At 72.7% G+C, this 18,694-nt stretch carries 18 protein-coding genes and 1 pseudogene; 10 read left to right on the top strand and 9 right to left on the bottom strand.

Annotation, left to right across the window (positions count from 1 at the left end):
* Positions 1-690: 690 nt before the first annotated feature.
* Positions 691-2,029, bottom strand: a pseudogene (locus AB0K25_RS10285) (MFS transporter).
* 151 nt (positions 2,030-2,180) lie between these two features.
* On the opposite strand from AB0K25_RS10285, the gene AB0K25_RS10280 reads away from it, so the two are divergent.
* The gene (locus tag AB0K25_RS10280; protein ID WP_363819634.1) at positions 2,181-2,948 is read left to right on the top strand and encodes a phosphoglyceromutase; all 768 of its coding nucleotides are present in this window, start codon (positions 2,181-2,183) and stop codon (positions 2,946-2,948) included.
* Between the two features lie 70 nt (positions 2,949-3,018).
* Here AB0K25_RS10280 and phoU read toward each other — a convergent pair whose 3' ends face one another.
* Positions 3,019-3,672: a phosphate signaling complex protein PhoU gene (phoU, locus tag AB0K25_RS10275; protein ID WP_219464876.1), complete on the bottom strand. Its 654-nt coding sequence runs from the start codon at positions 3,670-3,672 to the stop codon at positions 3,019-3,021.
* A 211-nt stretch (positions 3,673-3,883) separates the two neighbouring features.
* On the opposite strand from phoU, the gene AB0K25_RS10270 reads away from it, so the two are divergent.
* Both AB0K25_RS10270 and AB0K25_RS10265 read left to right on the top strand, forming a co-directional pair.
* Positions 3,884-5,167 (top strand): ATP-binding protein, encoded by a 1,284-nt coding sequence (locus tag AB0K25_RS10270; RefSeq protein WP_219464874.1) that lies wholly within the window; start codon positions 3,884-3,886, stop codon positions 5,165-5,167.
* A gap of 21 nt (positions 5,168-5,188) precedes the next feature.
* Entirely contained in the window at positions 5,189-5,872 is a 684-nt protein-coding gene (locus AB0K25_RS10265) for a response regulator transcription factor (protein ID WP_091242387.1), read from the top strand.
* 18 nt (positions 5,873-5,890) lie between these two features.
* Here AB0K25_RS10265 and AB0K25_RS10260 read toward each other — a convergent pair whose 3' ends face one another.
* Positions 5,891-6,703 (bottom strand): hypothetical protein, encoded by an 813-nt coding sequence (locus AB0K25_RS10260; protein WP_219464872.1) that lies wholly within the window; start codon positions 6,701-6,703, stop codon positions 5,891-5,893.
* 73 nt (positions 6,704-6,776) lie between these two features.
* On the opposite strand from AB0K25_RS10260, the gene AB0K25_RS10255 reads away from it, so the two are divergent.
* Both AB0K25_RS10255 and AB0K25_RS10250 read left to right on the top strand, forming a co-directional pair.
* The gene (locus AB0K25_RS10255; protein WP_357538056.1) at positions 6,777-7,721 is read left to right on the top strand and encodes a Ppx/GppA phosphatase family protein; all 945 of its coding nucleotides are present in this window, start codon (positions 6,777-6,779) and stop codon (positions 7,719-7,721) included.
* A 76-nt stretch (positions 7,722-7,797) separates the two neighbouring features.
* Positions 7,798-8,604, top strand: coding sequence for a sugar phosphate isomerase/epimerase (locus tag AB0K25_RS10250; protein WP_219464871.1), 807 nt, complete (start codon positions 7,798-7,800; stop codon positions 8,602-8,604).
* A gap of 158 nt (positions 8,605-8,762) precedes the next feature.
* On the opposite strand, the gene AB0K25_RS10245 is transcribed toward AB0K25_RS10250, so the two are convergent.
* The 3 genes from AB0K25_RS10245 to AB0K25_RS10235 are packed head-to-tail and all read right to left on the bottom strand — an operon-like array spanning position 8,763 to position 10,781.
* Positions 8,763-9,311 carry a CGNR zinc finger domain-containing protein gene (locus tag AB0K25_RS10245; RefSeq protein WP_208568315.1) on the bottom strand — a complete coding sequence of 183 codons (549 nt, stop codon included), beginning with the start codon at positions 9,309-9,311 and terminating at the stop codon, positions 8,763-8,765.
* Between the two features lie 19 nt (positions 9,312-9,330).
* Entirely contained in the window at positions 9,331-10,497 is a 1,167-nt protein-coding gene (locus AB0K25_RS10240; protein ID WP_219464870.1) for a glutathionylspermidine synthase family protein, read from the bottom strand.
* A 2-nt stretch (positions 10,498-10,499) separates the two neighbouring features.
* Positions 10,500-10,781, bottom strand: a complete 282-nt coding sequence (locus AB0K25_RS10235) for a hypothetical protein (RefSeq protein WP_357538053.1) — start codon at positions 10,779-10,781, stop codon at positions 10,500-10,502.
* Positions 10,782-10,916: 135 nt separating this feature from the next.
* On the opposite strand from AB0K25_RS10235, the gene AB0K25_RS10230 reads away from it, so the two are divergent.
* From AB0K25_RS10230 to AB0K25_RS10210, 5 genes are all read left to right on the top strand, one after another.
* Complete coding sequence (locus AB0K25_RS10230) at positions 10,917-11,837, top strand: proline dehydrogenase family protein (RefSeq protein ID WP_357538051.1); 921 nt, start codon at positions 10,917-10,919, stop codon at positions 11,835-11,837.
* 179 nt (positions 11,838-12,016) lie between these two features.
* Complete coding sequence (locus tag AB0K25_RS10225) at positions 12,017-12,229, top strand: helix-turn-helix domain-containing protein (protein ID WP_091242358.1); 213 nt, start codon at positions 12,017-12,019, stop codon at positions 12,227-12,229.
* Positions 12,230-12,462: 233 nt separating this feature from the next.
* Positions 12,463-12,564 (top strand): AURKAIP1/COX24 domain-containing protein, encoded by a 102-nt coding sequence (locus tag AB0K25_RS10220; protein WP_007465623.1) that lies wholly within the window; start codon positions 12,463-12,465, stop codon positions 12,562-12,564.
* 120 nt (positions 12,565-12,684) lie between these two features.
* Entirely contained in the window at positions 12,685-13,758 is a 1,074-nt protein-coding gene (locus tag AB0K25_RS10215; protein WP_219464869.1) for an NAD-dependent epimerase/dehydratase family protein, read from the top strand.
* A gap of 233 nt (positions 13,759-13,991) precedes the next feature.
* Entirely contained in the window at positions 13,992-14,849 is an 858-nt protein-coding gene (locus AB0K25_RS10210) for a lysophospholipid acyltransferase family protein (RefSeq protein ID WP_363819882.1), read from the top strand.
* Between the two features lie 108 nt (positions 14,850-14,957).
* On the opposite strand, the gene AB0K25_RS10205 is transcribed toward AB0K25_RS10210, so the two are convergent.
* The 3 genes from AB0K25_RS10205 to AB0K25_RS10195 form a co-directional block, all read right to left on the bottom strand.
* On the bottom strand, positions 14,958-15,830 hold the full coding sequence (locus tag AB0K25_RS10205; RefSeq protein WP_363819627.1) for an HAD-IB family hydrolase: 873 nt from the start codon (positions 15,828-15,830) through the stop codon (positions 14,958-14,960).
* A gap of 109 nt (positions 15,831-15,939) precedes the next feature.
* A complete protein-coding gene (locus tag AB0K25_RS10200; RefSeq protein ID WP_219464867.1) occupies positions 15,940-16,803 on the bottom strand; it encodes a DUF5667 domain-containing protein in 864 nt (287 codons plus the stop codon).
* A 230-nt stretch (positions 16,804-17,033) separates the two neighbouring features.
* Entirely contained in the window at positions 17,034-18,110 is a 1,077-nt protein-coding gene (locus AB0K25_RS10195) for an ECF subfamily RNA polymerase sigma factor, BldN family (protein WP_219464866.1), read from the bottom strand.
* Positions 18,111-18,694 lie beyond the last annotated feature (584 nt).

Here is an 18,694-nt window from a genome sequence, read left to right as displayed (position 1 = left end):
AATCCGGAATCTGGGCGAACTAACTTTATTGCACCGCGTCACGCTCGGAAACGTTCGGGGGAGCGGCGGATCGATCAGATCCGTGCACCGGGCGAGGCGCGCATCGGGTGGAGCACACCGTTGGGGGACGGTGCCATCCGGGAACCGGCGGCGCGAGCGGGCGACGCTTACGGGGGTGAGGGTCGCCCGCCGCCGCCGGGCAGGCGGTACGAGCGCCCACCGCGACTTCCGGTCGCGGTGGGCGCTCTGCCGTTGCCGGTTCCTTCGTGGGCGGGCGGTGCCAGGCCCGGGTGGGCGGGTAGCGCCACGTCGTAGTGTCCGCCGGACCCGTGTGGGCGGGCGGTGCCAGGTCCGGAGCGGGTAGCGGGCAGATGACCTGCCCCACGAGATCGCTGGGCCCGTGTTGCCGGGCCGTCGCCCGGGTGCGGGTAGCCCCGGGTGCGTCCTTTCGAGCTGATGCCGTTGACGATTCAGGGGCGGTGGCACCTCACCCACGTGGTCCGCCTGCCCGATGCGGGTACACACCTCCCGGTGAGGTGAGTCGTTTGCGTCATCAGCTCCAAAGGACGCTGATGGGGTATGCCCACGCTCTCGTGACTGCCCGGTGTGCGGTCCCGGGCGGGTCCGGGCCGTCGACCCGGGTGAGCCGCCGTGTTCGGCCCGGCTCGGGTGGGCGCGCTGGTGTCGTACTCAGGCGGGGGTGCGGGCGCCGACCGGCTCGGCGGGTGCGGTCGCAGGCCTCGGCCGACTGCGGGGGAGGCGGTTGGACGGCGGTGACCGGCACGACCGGGGCCCCGGGGTGGCGCAGGCGGGCCGCCCGACGTTCCCGGGCCGGCCCGGAGAGCAGGTGGGCCAGCGCGGTCGCCATGCCGATCGCGGCGCAGCCCAGCCAGAGTGCGCCGTTGCCGGCGTGTTCCCGGACCACCCCGCCGAGCACCGGGGCGACCGCCCCGGCAACCTGCCAGGACAGCGAGAAGACACCCTGGTAGCGGCCCCGCAGTTCGGCCGGGGAGAGTTCGGCGATCAGGGTGGCGTTGGACGGGGAGTTGAGCATCTCGCCGAGCGTCCAGATCAGCACGGTGAGCCCGAAGAACCAGGCGGCGTCGGCGAACGCGGTCAGCCCGAAGCCGACGCCCATCACCACCGAGGCGAGGGCGAGCACGTGCGAGCGGCTCCGGCCCCGGATCAGCCGGGGGACGAAGAGTTGGCCCGCCACGATCAGCACCCCGTTGAGCGCGATCACCGAGCCGTAGGTGGCGGGGGAGAGCCCGGCGTCGCCCATCGCGATCGGCAGCATCGAGATGTGCTGGAGGAAGACCAGCGCGCCGAACAGGTTGAGCACGACGAACCCCAGGAACACCCGGTCGGCGGCGATGGTGCGCAGCGCACCCGCCCGGGGCGGGCCGCTCGTCGCACCCTTGACGGCGCTGGTCGCCGGGGCGCGGCGGGTCTCGCCGACCTTGACGAAGATGATCAGCGCGGTGGCCAGGGTGGTGGCCGCGTCGACGACGAACAGCAGCAGGTAGCCGGCCTCGGCGGCGAGGCCGGCGAGCACTGCGGCGCAGGCGAAGCCCAGGTTGATCGCCCAGTAATTGAGCGAGAACGCGCGCAACCGATCCCGCTCCGGCACCACGTCGATCATCATGGCCCCGAACGCCGGCCGGGCGGCCTCGGCGAACGTGCCGAGCAGCAGCGCACCCACCGCCACCGCCCAGAGGGGCCGGGCGAAGCCGAGCGTCAGCATCATGGTGGCCGCGCCCAGGTGGGCGGTGAGCAGGGTCGGCCGCCGCCCCCACCGGTCGACCAGGGTGCCGCCCACGGTGGTGCCGACCGCGCCGCCGACCCCCCACAGGCCGATCACCAGGCCGGCCTGGGCGGCGGAGAAGTGGCGGGCCTGGGTCAGGTAGATGGCAAGGAAGACCAGCACGAACGAACCGAGCCGGTTGATCAGGGTGCCGGTCCAGAGGTACCAGAAGGTCCTCGGTAGTCCACCTGTGGTGTCCCGGAACCAACTCCGTACCGTCCGCACGCCCGCGCCCCCGCTCAGGTAATGACTGTTGCCCTCGTAGCGCCTTACAACCTAGTTCCGGGGTCTGACACCGGTCACCCGGTTTTCCACGTGGTGGTCGTCACCACCACTGCCCGCGTGTCCCCGCGCCGCGTGCGGCAGGATGATCGGCATGACTGCGAGCGAGGGACCCACCGTCGGGACGCTGGTCCTGCTGCGGCACGGCGAGAGCGACTGGAACGCGAAGAACCTCTTCACCGGCTGGGTGGACGTCGACCTGACGGCCAAGGGCGAGTCGGAGGCCCGCCGTGGCGGCGAGCTGCTGCGGGAGCACGGCCTGCTGCCGGACGTGGTGCACACCAGCGTGATGCGCCGGGCGATCCGCACCGCCGAGTTGGCGCTGAACGCCGCCGACCGGCACTGGATCGCGGTGCGCCGGTCGTGGCGGCTCAACGAGCGGCACTACGGCGCCCTGCAGGGCAAGAACAAGAAGCAGACCCTGGACGAGTACGGCGAGGAGCAGTTCATGCTCTGGCGTCGCTCGTACGACACGCCGCCGCCGCCGATCGCCGACGACGACGAGTTCTCCCAGGTCGGCGACCCGCGGTACGCGTTGCTGCCGACCGAGCTGATGCCGCGCACCGAGTGCCTCAAGGACGTGGTGGAGCGGATGCTCCCCTACTGGTACGACTCGATCGTGCCGGACATCCTCGCCGGCCGCACCGTCCTGGTGGCGGCGCACGGCAACTCGCTGCGCGCCCTGGTCAAGCACCTCGACCAGATCTCCGACGAGGCGATCGCCAAGCTGAACATCCCCACCGGCATCCCGCTGCGCTACGACCTCGACCCGCAGCTGCGCCCCATCACCCTGGGCGGGGCCTACCTCGACCCGACGGCCGCCAAGGAGGCCGCCGCCGCGGTCGCCAACCAGGGCCGCTGACCCGCAGTGAAGTGCTCCCCGCCCGGCGGAGGTCGCCGGGCGGGGAGCACTTCCCGTCGCGCGGTGCGGGTCAGCTCGTGGCGGGGACGGTCTCCCCGGTGATCAGGTAGACCACCCGCTCGCCGGCGTTCACCGCGTGGTCGGCGAACCGCTCGTAGAACCGGCCGAGCAGGGTGGCGTCGATCGCCGTCTCCACCCCGTACGGCCACCCGTCGCCGAGCAGCATGCCGAACAGGCTCTTGTGCAGGTCGTCCATGACGTCGTCGTCGCGGTCCAACTCGGCGGCGATGTCGGCGTCGGGGTTGGCCAGCACCTTGCCGATCTTCTCGGCCATCCGGTCGGCGACCGACGCCATGTCGGTGAAGACCGGTCGCAGCTCGGCCGGCACCGCCGGGGACGGGTGCCGGCGCAGGGCGGTCTTCGCCACGTGGTCGGCCAGGTCGCCCATCCGCTCCAGGTCGGCCGCGACGTGCAGGGCGGTGATCATCGCGCGCAGGTCGGAGGCGACCGGCGCCTGCCGGGCGAGCAGGTCGCAGACCCGCTCCTCGACGTGTTGGTAGAGGTCGTCGATCTCGGCGTCCCGCGCGATCACGGTCTCGGACGCCTCGCGGTCGGCGGTGAGCAGCCCGCGGGTGGCCTGGCGCATCGCGGCGCGCACCCCCTCCGCCATGTCCACCAGCAGTTGGCTGACAATCTGCAGGTCGGCCCGGAACTCGTCGCGCATCGTCACTTCCTGGGGTCGGTGCCGCCGGCAGCCCCGAGGACCGTCGGCGTACGGGTTGAGCAGGTGCGGGACCCACCGTAGGCGGGGGCGACGGACCGCAGATGAACCCGGGTGAACGACGCGGGGCCCGGGAGTGAATTTCTCCCAAAGCGAGTGTGGTTCGTCCTGTTATGGGCGATAGCCAGGTTAACAATGACCCTACGATCGCCGGGTGGAGTGGGCGGTGGCGATCGTGGTGGCCCTGGGGACCGGACTGGTCGCCGGGCTGCTGCTGTCGCGAACCGTCCACGACTGGCGACGCCGTGCGGCGTCGTCCGGGAGCGAGGGCTCCCGCTGGAACCTGGGGAGGCGTGCGATTCCCGACGACCAGTCCGGCGGGCTGACCGGGCTCGGCCGCAAGACCATCGACTCACTCCGCGCCGGTGTCGTGGTGCTCGGCCCGGACGACGTGCCGGTGCTGGTGAACCCGGCCGCCCGGGCGATGGGACTGCTCCGTACCGGCGCCACCCCCGGCACCATCGCGGCCCATCCGCTGATCCGTACCCTCGCCGGGCAGGTCCGGCGGACCGGGGTGCGGCGCGAGATCGAGCTGGACCTGCCCCGGGGTCGCGACAACGCCGGGGAGAACCCGCTCGGCGTGCACCTGCGGGCGATGGGCATCGGCGGCGGGTACATCGCCGTCGAAGCCGCCGACGTCACCGAGTCGCACCGGCTGGCCCGGGTGCGGCGGGACTTCGTGGCCAACGTCAGCCACGAGCTGAAGACCCCGATCGGGGCGCTGCAACTGCTCGCCGAAGCCCTCGTCGACGCCACCGAACCGGCCGACGGCGCACCCGACCTCTCCGAGGACATGCTTGCCGCCCGCCGGTTCGCCGAACGCATCCAACACGAGTCGACCCGGCTCGGCCGGCTGGTGCAGGAGCTGCTGGAACTGACCCGGCTCCAGGGCGCCGAGCCGCAACCCGCGCCGGAACCCGTCGCGGTCGACTGGGTGATCGCCGAAGTGCTCGACCGGACCCGCACCTCGGCCGCCGCCCGCCGGGTCCAGGTGATCACCGAAGGACAGCGGGGGCTGACCGCGTACGGCAGTGACAGCCAGCTCGCCACCGCCGTGTCCAACCTGGTGGAGAACGCGATCACCTACTCCGGCGAGGACACCACCGTGCGGGTCACCACCCGGGCGGACGACGACCACGTCACGGTCTCCGTCACCGACCAGGGCATCGGCATCGCCCCCACCGACGTCGACCGGATCTTCGAACGGTTCTACCGGGCCGATCAGGCCCGGTCCCGCGCCACCGGTGGCACCGGCCTCGGCCTGGCCATCGTCAAACACATCGCCAGCAACCATGGCGGCCGGGTGGAGGTGGCGAGCACCCTGGGAGGGGGCTCGACGTTCACCCTCCGGCTACCCGCCGGCCCGCCGGACGCCCTGGAGACGATACTGCCGTCCGCTGGGATCGAGCCCGGCCCGGCCGAACTGCGCCGGTCCTGACCGTAGGAAGGAAACACCCCGTTGAGCCGCGTACTGGTGGTCGAGGACGAGGAGTCGTTCTCCGACGCCTTGTCGTACATGCTCCGCAAGGAGGGTTTCGAGGTCTCCGTCGCCGCGACGGGCACCTCCGCCCTCACCGAGTTCGACCGGACCGGCGCGGACATCGTGCTGCTCGACCTGATGCTTCCGGAGATGTCCGGGACGGAGGTCTGCCGGCAGCTGCGACAGCGCTCGCACGTGCCGATCATCATGGTGACCGCCCGGGACAGCGAGATCGACAAGGTGGTCGGGCTGGAAATCGGCGCCGACGACTACGTCACCAAGCCGTACTCGCCCCGGGAGCTGGTGGCCCGGATCCGGGCGGTGCTGCGCCGGCAGAGCCCCGAGGTGACCGAGTCGGGTGCGCCGACGCTGGCCGCCGGCCCGGTCCGGATGGACATCGAGCGGCACGTGGTGACCGTCGACGGGACGACCGTGCAGCTCCCGCTCAAGGAGTTCGAGCTGCTGGAGCTGCTGCTGCGCAACGCCGGCCGGGTGCTCACCCGGGGGCAGCTCATCGACCGGGTCTGGGGTGCCGACTACGTCGGTGACACCAAGACCCTGGACGTGCACGTCAAGCGGCTGCGATCCAAGATCGAACCGGAGCCGTCCGCGCCCCGGTTCATCGTCACCGTGCGCGGGCTGGGCTACAAGTTCGAGCCGTAGGCCGGCGGTGCACGGCGTTCACCCCTGCGGGCTGGCCGGGTGCGGGGCGATCTGACCCTGGCCCAGCCGGGCCGCGCACAGCTCGGCCAGCCTCGCGTACGCGGGTGCGCCGATCAGCGCGGTCAGCTCCGGGCCGTACGACAGGTACATCGGCTCGGTGCCGACGTGCGCGTCGGTCGACGAGGTGCACCACCAGTCCAGGTCGTGCCCGCCGGAACCCCAGCCCCGCCTGTCGAACTCGGCGAGCGTCGACACCAGCACCTTGGTGTCGTCGGGCCGCTTGGTCCACTCCTGGTCCCGGCGGATCGGCAACTGCCAGCACACGTCCGGCTTGTATTCCAGCGGGTGCACGCCGTCGCGCAACGCCTGGCCGTGCAGGGCGCACCCGCCTCCGCCGGGGAAGTCGGCGTCGTTGAGGAACACGCACGGGGCGTCCTCACCCCGGGTGGCGGTACGCCGGGCCGGATTCTTGCCGTCGATGGTGTCGGTCGCGGTCCAGTTCTTCGTACCCTTGCGGAAGTGCTGCCAGGTCTGCGGGGTGAGCCGCTTGACGGCCGCGCGGACCCGCTTCTCGTCGTCGGTGTCGGTGAAGAACGCGCCGTGCGAGCAGCAGCCGTCAGCGGCCCGGCCGGCGACGATGCCGTGGCAGCCCTGGCCGAACACGCACGTCCAGCGGGACAGCAGCCAGGTGAGGTCGGCGCGGACCAGGTGCCGCTCGTCGGCCGGGTCGACGAACTCGATCCACTCCCGGGGAAAGTCCAGCCCGACCTCCCGGCTGCGCGGGTCGCCGGGGTCGTCCACCAGCACGTGCAGCTCCACCTGGCTCGTCACCCGGACCAGCGTACGCGCGCCCGATGCGGCCGGCCGGCGTGCCACCGAAACCCGGTGGCCCTAGGGTCTTCCCATGCGGCTGGGTGTGCTCGACGTCGGTTCCAACACGGTTCATCTGCTGGTGGTCGACGCCCACCACGGCGCGCACCCGTGGGCGGCGCACTCCGAGAAGGTGGTGCTGCGGCTGGCCGAGCAGATCGGCCCGGACGGCGCGCTCACCCGGGCCGGCGCCGACGGGCTGGTCGAGGCGGTCGGCGCGGCGCGCGCGTCGGCCACCGCGCTGGCCGCCGACGACCTGCTGGCCTTCGCGACCAGCGCGGTGCGGGAGGCCACCAACGCGGCCGAGGTGCTGACCCGGGTGCGGGAGGAGACCGGCGTACGGCTGGAGGTGCTCTCCGGTGCGGACGAGGCGCGGGCGACGTTCCTCGCGGTGCGACGGTGGTTCGGCTGGTCGGCGGGGCGGTTGCTGGCGATGGACATCGGCGGCGGCTCGTTGGAGTTGGCGGCCGGCATCGACGAGGACCCGGAGGTGGCGGTGTCGCTGCCGTTGGGGGCCGGCCGGTTGAGCCGGGACCGGCTGCACGTCGACCCGTCGGGGCTGACCCCACCGACCGCCGAGGCCGTGGAGGAGTTACGGGAGTACGTCGACGCGCAGCTCGACCCGGTGGTGGAGAAACTGGCCGGGGTGGGCTGGGAACGGCCGGTCGCCACCTCGAAGACCTTCCGGACGCTGGCCCGGTTGGCCGGGGCGGCCCCCTCCTCGGCAGGGCTGTGGGCGCGGCGCAGCCTCACCCGGACGGGGCTGCGGCAGGTGTTGGGGTTCGTCCGGCACATCCCACCGGGCAAGCTCTCCGAGCTGGAGGGGGTCAGCGCCGGGCGGGCCCACCAACTGCTGGCCGGGGCGGTGGTGGCCGAGGCGGTGCTGCGCCGGTTCGATGTGCCGGCGGTGGACATCTGCCCGTGGGCGCTGCGTGAGGGCGTCATCCTCAGACGGTTGGATCAGCTGGCACCGATGTGACGTACGCCGGTGGTTGCGCGGCTTTTGCGGTTGCTCGTCCGGAACTGTGGTGGCGGGCCGGGCTACCCTCGGGGATGTGACTTCCCGCGTCCCGGTGCTCCTGTCCAGTTCCTCGGTCTTTCCTGAGCGGACCGCGGCGGCGTTCCAGCTCGCCGCGGCACTCGGCTACGACGGGGTCGAGGTGATGGTCTGGACCGACGCCGTCAGCCAGGATGCCGGCGCGCTGCGTGGCCTCGCCAAGCACTACGGCGTCCCGGTGCTGTCGGTGCACGCCCCCTGCCTGCTGGTCACCCAGCGGGTGTGGAGCCCCGACCCGTGGGAGCGGCTGCGGCGGGCCGCCGAGCTGGCCGACACGCTGGAGGCCCCGACGGTGGTGGTGCACCCGCCGTTCACCTGGCAACGCGACTACGCCCGGACCTTCGCCGACGGGCTGGGCACCATCGCCGCCCGGTTCACCGGGCTGCACCTGGCGGTGGAGAACATGTACCCGGTGCGGATGGCCGGTCGGCAGTTCGTCCCGTACGCGCCCGGTTGGGACCCGACCGACGTCGGCTATCCCGCGTACACCCTCGATCTGTCGCACTGCGCCGCGTCGCACAGCGACCCGCTGGCGATGGCCGACCGGATGGGTACCGGCCTGGCCCACGTCCACCTAGGCGACGGCACCGGGGAGGGCCGCGACGAGCACCTGGTCCCCGGCCGGGGCACCCAACCCTGCGCCGAGCTGCTCCGCTCCCTGGCCGGCCGCGGCTTCACCGGCTCGGTCGCGGTGGAGGTCACCACCCGGGGCGCCAAGAGCCGCGCCGTCCGCGAAGCCGACCTCCGCGACTCCCTCACCTTCGCCCGCGCCCACCTGACCGCCCCCACCCCCCTGAACGCCTAACCCACCCCCTCCCCTCCCTCCCACCCCACCCCACCCCCACTTCGCCCCGGTGATCAAGAGGTTTGCGTCATGTCCGAGCCCGAATCTGACGCAAAGCTCTTGATCACCGGGGCGGGGCGGGGCGAGCGGGGCGGAAGGGGGGAGAGGGCGGGGAGGGGTCAGGGGACCGGGGTGAGGGTGGGTTGCTCGGCGGCGCGTTTGCGGGCGCGGTGGGCGGCGACGTGGGAGCGGGTGGCACAGCGCTCCGAGCAGAACCGGCGGCAGCAGTTGGACGAGGTGTCCAGGTAGACGTTGCGGCAGCGCTCGTCGGCGCAGACCCCGAACCGGGCGCTGCCGTACTCGCAGAGCCACACCGACAGGCCCCACGCCGCGCCGGCCAGGTATTCGGCGCTGACCGACGCGCCCCGGCTGGTCACGTGCATGTGCCAGTCGCTGGAGTCGTGACCCGAGATGCGCGGCTGCACCGGGAACGCCTCCAGCATGGCGTTCAGTTCGGCCACCGCCTGGGCGTCGCGCCCCGAGGTGCCGTACTCGAAGACGTCGCGCAACCGCTTCTGCGCCCGCCGGAAGATTGCCAGGTCCCGGTCGGCGACCTCGTCGCGCATCCACGCGTTGTCGTCCGGAAAGAGGGCCCGCAGGTCGTCGAGGTCGTCCAGGTGGGCGTTGACTAGGTCAACCCCGGTCCTGGCGTACGCGTCGAAGTTCACCCGACCAACGGTAGACGACTCATGCGGCACGCGGCGCGTCGATGTAGTGCGGCAGGAAGCGCGCGTAACCGTCGGTGATCAGACTTTCGCTCTCCCGGATGCCGACGCCTGCGGACCCGCCGTCGACGATCCAGCTGCCCAGCACCATCCGACCCCCGTCGAACTGCGGCAACGCCCGGAACTCCTGATAGCAGAAGCCCTCGTCACCATAGATCCCCGGATTGCTGATCTCCGTGTCGCCGGTGACGATGCGTACCGAGCCGCCCTCCCGGCCGAGCAAGGGCTTCGCCACGTACTCCGGCATTCCGCGCGGTGAGTCCAGGTAGGCCGGGAGCAGCAGCTCGTGCCCCGGGTACAGCTCCCAGAGCACCGCCAGCAGCGCCTTGTTCGACAGCAGCAGCTTCCAGGCCGGTTCGATCCAGGTGGTCGGGGTGCCCGGCTCCAACGCCGGACGGCCGTACGGCTCGGCCAGCATCCACTCCCACGGGTAGAGCTTGAAGCAGGTGGTGACCGGCCGGTCGGCGGCGTCGACGAAGCGCCGGCCGTCCCAGCCGACGTGCTGGATCGGCAGCAGCGTCACGTCGAGCCCGGCCTGCCGGGCCGTCTCGGCCAGATAACCGGCGGTGATCTGGTCCTCGCCGGACTCCTCCTCGTTGGACCAGCACACGTGCACCCGCCGGTCGTGCAGCCCCGCTCCGATCTTGGCCCACGCCCCGACCAGCCGCTCGTGCAGGCTGTTCCACTGGTCGGCGTCGGGGCGGGTGTCCTCCAGCCAGTACCACTGCACGATGCTCGCCTCGACCAGGGCGGTCGGAGTGTCGGCGTTGTACTCCAGCAGCTTCGGCGGCCACGAGCCGTCGTAGGCCAGGTCGAACCGGCCGTACAGGGTGGGTGGGCGTTCGTGCAGCGACCGGGCCACCGCCTGTGCCGCCCAGTCGGGGATGCCGAACTCGGCGTACCGGTTGCGGGCCACCACGTGCTCGGCGGCGGCCACCGACATCCGGTGCAACTCCTCGGTCGCCTCCTCCAGCCGGAGCACCTCGTCGAGGTCGAAGACGTACGCGGCGGACTCGTCCCAGTACGACATGATCTCGCCGTCGGGCAGTTCGGTGTCGACGTACACCAGGCCCTGGGTGCGGATCACCGCGTCGAACTCCGGGCGGGGGGTGACCCGCTCCCGGCGCACCGTCAGCCGCCGCAGGAGGCGAGATGGGTGCCGAAGCCGCCGCGCTCCGGCAGCGCGCCGGCCACCGGGTCGGGTGCGGCGGCCCGGGGGTCGATGCCGACGGTCGGCACCTGCATGGCGAGTGCCACGGTGTCCCCGCCGCCGACCGGCCCGAGGGCGCAGTCGTCATCGTCGTCGTCGGAGGTGAGGTTGCAGCCGGAGAGGGCGAGTGCCAGCGCGGTGAGCGCGCCGATCTGCACGGAGGCCGACCGCAGCCGGCGGCGGGGGTGTCGTTCCACGCTCATGGTTGTAACTGATCCACGCCACCGGCGCGTCCCCTGACCGGCCCGTACCGTGGCCGGAACCGGTGCGCCCCGCCGCCGGGCACGGTCCGCCCCGCCGCCGGGCGCGGTCCCACGGTCGGGCGTTACGCTCGGCTCATGCTCCGTTCCGTCATCCTCGCCGCCTCCCGGTCATCCCAGGTCGAGCGGCTCGTCGCGACGGCCCCCCTCACCCGGGACGTCGTCCGCCGGTTCGTCGCCGGCACCGGCACCGACGACGCGTTGCGCGCGACCCGCGAACTCGTCGCCGACGGCCTGACGGTCACCCTCGACAACCTCGGCGAGGACACCGTCACCCCCGACCAGGCCACCGCCACCCGGGACGAGTACCTCGCCCTGCTGCGGGCACTCGACGCCGCCGGGCTCACCCCGGCCGCCGAGGTGAGCGTCAAGCTCTCCGCCCTCGGTCAGCGCTTCGACGAGCAGTTGGCCTACGACAACGCGCGGGCGATCTGCGCGGCGGCCGACGAGGCGGGCACCACGGTCACCCTGGACATGGAGGACCACACCACCACCGACTCGACCCTGGACACGCTGGTCAAGCTGCGTAAGGACCACCCGTCGACCGGGGCGGTGCTCCAGGCGTACCTGCGGCGGACCGAGTCGGACTGCCGGGAGTTGGCCGGTGCCGGGTCGCGGGTCCGGTTGTGCAAGGGCGCGTACGCCGAGCCGGAGTCGGTGGCGTACCAGTCGGCCCGCGAGGTGGACAAGTCGTACGTGCGCTGCCTCAACGTGCTGATGTCCGGGGCGGGCTACCCGATGCTGGCCACCCACGACCCGCGCCTGATCGCCATCGGCGAGGACCGGGCCCGCTGGTTCGACCGGGGCCCCGGCGAGTTCGAGTTCCAGATGCTGTACGGCATCCGCCCCGACGAGCAGGCCCGGCTGGCCGGTGAGGGCTACACGGTGCGCACCTACCTGCCGTACGGGGAGGACTGGTACGGCTACCTGATGCGCCGCCTCGCCGAGCGCCCCGCGAACCTGGTCTTCTTCGGTCGGGCCCTGGCCTCGAAGAAGTAGGCCATCCGGGAACACCAGGTCACGACCGGGTGAACGACGCCCGGTGCGCGATGAGTTGTGGGAAGGGATCGCGCAGGTCACAGCCGCCCCGCTACCGTACTGGTAACACGCGCGTTGCCGGCCCGTGCGGAAGCTCCGTCGGGTGGCGCGCGCCGGGCATGGGATGGGTCGGGTGAGCCATGGCCGGGTCGCAGTCCTCCGACGGTCGGCTGTCGGATGTCAGGTTCCTCACGGTCGCCGAGGTCGCCGCGGTGATGCGGGTGTCCAAGATGACGGTCTATCGCCTGGTGCACAGCGGTGAACTCACCGCCGTCCGGGTGGGCCGTTCGTTCCGGGTGCCCGAGCACGCCGTACACGACTATCTGCGTGGGGCGTTCCAGGAGACCGCCTGATCGCGCCGGTCGCGGCCGTACGACCGCACCGATCGCGACGTAACGGGCATCGGCTGGGGGCGCGTTGGTCCTGCTGACGCTCTCCGGCTACCCTGGAGCCGATCCTGAACCGTGCGCCGGTGTGCCCCGCCGCCACCAGGCTGGGTCCAGGTCCGTTGTCCGCAGAGCGGCCACCGGCGTCACCATCTCGACGCCGGGCGTCCGTGCCGAACGTTGCATCGAAAGGCTGTCGTATGGGCTCGGTGGTCAAGAAGCGCCGCAAGCGCATGGCTAAGAAGAAGCACCGCAAGCTGCTGCGCAAGACCCGCGTCCAGCGTCGCCGTCTCGGCAAGTGACCGACGCCGGGTCACCACCCGGCGTCCGGCACCACTTGCCATCTGTCGACCCCCGGAGGCTCAGGTGATCAGGCCGCGGACATCCCGGCTCGATCTCGCCTGCCGGTCAGGGCGTGCGCGATGACCCCCGGTGGCACCCCAGGTGCTCCGGGGGTCGTCGTCGTGACCGGGGTCGGTCGTTATCTGGGGGCGCACGTCGCCGCCCGGCTCGCCGCCGACCCCCGCATCGAACGGGTGATCGGCGTCGACCCGGCCACTCCCGGCCCCGAGTTCGCCGGCCTGCTCGACCGGGTGGAACGCATCCGGCTGGACCTCGACTCGCTCGGCGGCCTGCTGGCCGACCTCGACGTCGTCGCCGTGGTCCATCTCGCCCTGGTCACCGCCCCCGACCCGCAGCAGGGCGGCCGGTCGGGGATGAAGGAACAGAACGTCATCGGCACCATGCAGCTGCTCGCCGCCTGCCAGCGGGCACCCCGGCTGCGCAAGCTAGTGGTCCGGTCGTCGACCGCCGCCTACGGCGCGTCCTTCCGCGACCCGGCGGTCTTCACGGAGGAGACCGAGCCCCGCGAGGTGCCGCGCGGCGGTTTCGGCCGCGACATCCTCGACATCGAGGGGTACGTGCGCGGCTTCCGTCGCCGTCGACCCGACGTGACCGCGACGGTGCTGCGCTTCGCCCCGTTCATCGGCTCCACCGCCGACACCACACTCACCCGGTACTTCTCCCAGCCGGTGGTGCCCACGGTCTTCGGCCGCGATCCCCGGCTCCAGTTCGTGCACTTCGACGACGCCCTGGAGGTGCTGCACCGGTCGGTCGCCGAGGACCACCCGGGCACGTACAACGTCGCCGGGCCGGGGGTGCTCTCGCTGTCCCAGGCGATCCGCCGGGCCGGTCGGGTGGCCGTGCCGGTGTGGGAGCCGGGGCTGTCCGGGGCCGCCGCGATCGCCCGTAACCTCGGCTTCGGCCGCTACGGCCTCGACCAGGTCGACCTGATCGTGCACGGCCGAGTGGTCGACACCCGCCGGCTGACCCGGGAGTACGGCTTCACCCCGCGCTCCACCGCCGTCGCGTTCGACGACTTCATCCGCGCCCACCACGGTGGTGCCGTCCTCAGCCGGGACCAGCTCGCCATGGCCGAGCAGATGGTGCTGGAGAGCATCCGGCAGGTCCGTTCCGCGGTCCGGGACCGTACGTGACCGAGCAGAACGGCCACCGTCGGCTCACCACGCCGCCCGTCCCCGCCCCGCCGTCGCGCAACGGGGCCCGGCCCGAGCCCACCGCCCCCGACCTGGCCCGCCCCGCGCCCAAGTCCGCGCCCGCGCCCGCGCCCAAGTCCGCGCCCGCGCCCGCGCCCGCGCCCAAGTCCGCGCCCGCGCCCAAGTCCGCGCCCGCGCCCGCGCCCGCCGAGCCTGACGCGGCCGGCCCTTCGGTGGCGGACCGGCCCGGTGACCAGTGGGACCGTCGGGTCGCCTCCGGTCTGGCGTTCCTGCGCCGCCGCCTCTCCGGCCAGTACGAGGTGGACGAGTTCGGGTTCGATCCGGAGCTGACCGGGGCGGTCTTCCATCCGCTGCTGCGGCTGCTCTACCGCGACTGGTTCCGCACCGAGGTGACCGGCCTGGAGCACGTGCCCAACGAGGGGGCCGGCCTGGTGGTCGGCAACCACTCCGGCACGGTGGCCCTGGACGCGCTGATCCTCTCCGCCGCCCTGCACGACCAGCACCCCGCCCGCCGCTACCTGCGGCTGCTCGGCGCGGACCTGGTCTTCCGGATGCCCGTCGTCTCCGAGCTGGCCCGCAAGACCGGCGGTACGGTCGCCTGCAACCCGGACGCCGAGCGGCTGCTCGGCAACGGCGAGGTGGTGGGCGTCTTCCCTGAGGGGTTCAAGGGCATCGGCAAGCTCTACTCCGACCGCTACAAGCTGCAACGCTTCGGCCGGGGTGGTTTCGTCTCGGCGGCGTTGCGCACCGGCACCCCGATCGTCCCGGTCGCCATCGTCGGCGGCGAGGAGATCTATCCGATGCTGGCCGACATCAAACCGTTGGCCCGGCTGCTCAAGCTGCCCTACTTCCCGGTCACCCCGACGTTCCCGTGGCTGGGGCCGCTGGGCATGGTGCCGCTGCCCAGCAAGTGGCTGATCGAGTTCTGCCCGCCGATCCCGACCGCCCACCTGACCGACTCGGCGGACGACCCGCTGGTCGTGTTCAACCTCGCCGACCAGGTCCGCGAGACCATTCAGCAGACCCTGCACCAGCTGCTGGAACGCCGCCCCGACCCGTTCGGCCCCTGAGCCTGCGTCTCCGGCCGCCCGGCGCGGGAGTGTGGCGCGGTGGCCCGGTCCGGGGAGGGTGCGGCGCGGTGGCCCGGCGGGTCGGCTGCGGTCCGGGTGGCGCCGGGGTCAGGCCGGGTGGCGGCGTCGGTGCAGCGCCCGGCCGGCGGAGACCGCGCCGGCCAGCAGCCCCAGCGCCGCCGTCGACGGTACGGCGATCCGGGCGGCCCGGCGCCCGGTGCGGAAGTCCCGGACCTCCCAGCCCCGCTCCCGGGCGGTACGCAGCAACGCGCCGTCCGGGTTGACCGCCACCGCCCGGCCCACCGCGTCGAGCATCGGCAGGTCGTTGCAGGAGTCGCTGTAGGCGGTGCAGCGGGCCAGCTCCAGCCCTTCGACCGTGGCGAGTTGGAGGACCGCCTCGGCCTTCGCCGGCCCGTGCATCAGGTCACCCACCAGCCGGCCGGTGTACGCGCCGTCAACCACCTCGGCGACGGTGCCGATCGCGCCGGTCAGGCCGAGCCGGGCGGCGATCACCCGGCCGATCTCCACCGGCGCGGCGCTGACCAACCAGACCCGCTGGCCGGCGTCGAGGTGGCGTTGGGCGAGCCGTCGGGTGCCGACCCAGATCCGTGGTGCCATCAACTCGTCGAAGATCTCCTCGGCCAGCCGTTCGACGTCACCGACCCGCCAACCCTCGACGAAGGCGAGGGCGGCCTGTCTGGCCTTCGACATGTCACCGGCGTGCTCGGTGGCCAGCAACCGGAACCGGGCCTGCTGCCAGGCGAACCGGGCCAGGTCACCGGTGGTGAAGTAGCGGCGGGCGGCGAGCCCACGGGCGAACCAGTAGATCGACGCGCCCTGCATCATGGTGTTGTCGACGTCGAAGAACGCAGCGGCGAGGGAATCCGCCGGGGCGGGCCCGGGCGTCGGCGTCGCGTCCGCCCAGCCGGCGGTGTGCCCGTGGGCGTCGGTGCTGACGGTCACCTTGCGGGTGTCGGCCATCGCACCTCCTCCCGCGCCGTCGAGCGTGCCTTCGTTGACGAGCCTAGTCGGGCCGGGACGCCGGTCGACCGGTCCACGCAGGAACTGTGGCGGGTGACTCTGCCGCCGGTCAGCGGTCGATCGGGCAGCCGGCCGGGACAGGGCCGAGGGCGTCGCTGTCGACCGGGGCGGGTGACGCGCAGCTGATCGCGGCGCGCAGCGCGTCGGAGCGCTTGCGGATCGCGTCGAGCAGGGCGAGGGACTGCCGGGTGCGTTCCCGCTCGGCGGAGCCGGCCCCGTCGAGCAGGCCGGCCACCGCCCGACGTTGCCCGGTGACGAAGGTGTTCACCGCGTCCAGCGCCGCCGGATCGGTGTGCTGCGCGGCACCGGTGGTGAGCAGCCGTACGCCCTGCCGGGTGTCGGCGTCCATGTCGTCGAGGACCGCGCTGAACCCGGTCGCGTCGTCGCGGAGCGTCGCCGCCTCGTCGAGCCGGGTCCGGGCGAAGTCGAGGAAGAGTTGCCCGCGGCTGAGGTCCGACTTGGCCAGGGCTAGCTGGGCCCGTTCGGTGGAACGCTTCATGCCGTACAGGGCGTCGCCGGGCACCGCGTTCTCACTGGCGGCGGAGATGCCGGAGACGGCGATCGCCCCGGCCGCGATGCCCACCAGGATGGCGCCCCGGGCCCGGGCCCGGCGGGCGGTCGCCCCGCCCAGCAGCGAACTCCGGCCGGTGGCCTGCGGGGTGCCGGCCGCAGCCGGGTCGGTGGTGTGTTCCCGCTCGGCGGCGGCCACCAGCATGGCCCGCAGGCCGGCGCGGAACTCGACGTCCACGTGGATGTCAGGTCGCTCGGCGACGAGTCGCTGCCCGACCGCCACGAGCCTGGTGAGCTGGTCGTCGGCGCGGGATCGGACGTGGTGGCGTCGGCCGCCGTTGGCCTCGTCGAGAAGCTGGGCGAAGCGTACGGCCCGACGACGGGAGAAAAGGTCGCTGTCCACCGCAGGCACCCCCTCTCGCTGGTCACGGCCGGTCGGCCGCGGTGGTTCCCAGCGACCGGCGGCGGCGTGCACCGTCGTACCAGGGTCGTGGTCGGCGGCGCTGCCCTGGACCGGGACGGATCCGGGGGCGCCGGGACAACCACCGGCCGCACCCGGAGAAACGCTCCGTGCCGGGCACCGGTTACGGGGCGGCCGGCAGCGAAATCACGAAGAGTGATCGTTGCCGCAGGTCAGGGCTGGAAACCGTCGGGTAGCAGACGGGCCAGCGCGCGGACCGCGCGGTACTGCAACGCCTTGATCGCTCCCTCGTTCTTGCCCATCGCCCGGGCCGTCTCCGCCACCGAGAGGCCCTGGAGGAAGCGGAGCACGATGCACTCCTGCTGTTCCGGGTTGAGCCGGGTGACGGCGGTGAGCAGCGCGACGTTGGTGATGTGCTCGACCACCGCCGCCTCGGGGCTGCCCTCCGGTCCGCGGTCCTCCCGGTCGGCGTCGAGTACGTCACCGGTGGTCACCTCCAGCCGGTAGCGGCCGGACTTGAAGTGGTCGGCGACCAGGTTGCGGGCGATGGTGACCAGCCAGGCGCCCAGGTCGCGACCCTGCCAGGTGAAGCTGCCGATCCGTTTGAGGGCGCGCAGGAAGGTGTCCGAGGTGAGGTCCTCCGCCAGTTGGCGGTTGCCGACCCGGAAGTAGACGAACCGGAAGACCGTGTCCACGTACCGGTCGTAGATCAGTCCGAACGCCTCGGCCTCGCCGGCCTGCGCCCGTTCGACCAGCGTCCAGACCTCGGTGGCCGGGTCGGACGGGTCGGGTCGGCTCGGAAAGCCGGTGGGCGGGGTGCCGGTGGGCGTCGCGGTGGTGCCGGCCGGGGCGGGGGCCGGGGCCGTCGGGCGTGCGGTGTCGTCGGTCGGCACGGCCGGGACCAGTGCGGTGTCGTCGGTCGGTACGGCCGGGATCAGTGCGGTGTCGTCGGTCGGTACGGCCGGGATCAGTGCGGTGTCGTCGGCCGGTACGGCCGGGATGACGGCGGTCTCCCCGCCGGTCGGATCGGTCACGGCGGGGGGGTCGCCGACCCGGCGGCTCTGCGTGGGCATGGTGGGTGGCCGGGCGGGTGAGGTCACCCGGCCGGCCGGGGTGGCGTTGCCACCGGGCGCGGCGGGCCGGGGTGCCGCCTCGTTGGGGTGTGGACGCTGGTGCACCCGGCGGGACGCCGCCTCCGGGCGGGCCGGGTCCAACCGTTCGTTCACCGATGCGCGGGGCGTCGGCCCGGTCAGCCCGGTGGGATGATCCGGGTAGCCGAAGGCGGTCATCGGGCCTCCCGAGGGCGCGACACGGCCGGGCCCGGACGGCGGCGGGCAGCCGCCGCGCCGGGTCTGTCCCTGTCGGACAGGGCCGTGTGGTGGGGTGCCGACGCGCGGCAGATCCCCTTGAGGTGCTGGTCCAATGCGCGCACAGGCACGGGGGCCTCCTCGGGCTGAGGGGTGTCGACTCACGGCAAATGGGGTGAGCCGACCCGAGTGATGATAGGGCCAACGTCACCCGTGTGTGCCAAGTCCGTTACACAGGGCCAAAGTATTTGCCGGGGCCGCACAGCCTTGGCGGACCGGTTGTCCGTCGTGGTCGGTTGACTTTCACGTCGCGACTTGATCTGGGGTGGAAATTGCAGCTCAGTGGGGTGGTCGGCGGTCGACGACACGCCGTGGCGCCGGTCCGTTCACCGGTGTTCCCGGCCCCGTCCCGGCGCGGTCGGGGACCCGGATCGGCCCTCCGTTCGGGCGGGCCCGTTGACGCTGCGTGACCGTACGGTGTGTGGGCCTGGCCGGGCGGTCGGGGGCGTGCCAGACTCGGCCACTGCGCGACCGGCTCGGCCGTCCCGGGTGTGGCGCACCGGTGG

Origin of the sequence: Micromonospora sp. NPDC049257 (genome assembly GCF_040678915.1) — a bacterium.
Classification (GTDB): Bacteria; Actinomycetota; Actinomycetes; order Mycobacteriales; family Micromonosporaceae; genus Micromonospora; species Micromonospora antibiotica.
The sequence above is the reverse complement of the archived record's forward strand: the minus strand, read 5'-3'. Positions and strand labels throughout refer to the sequence as shown.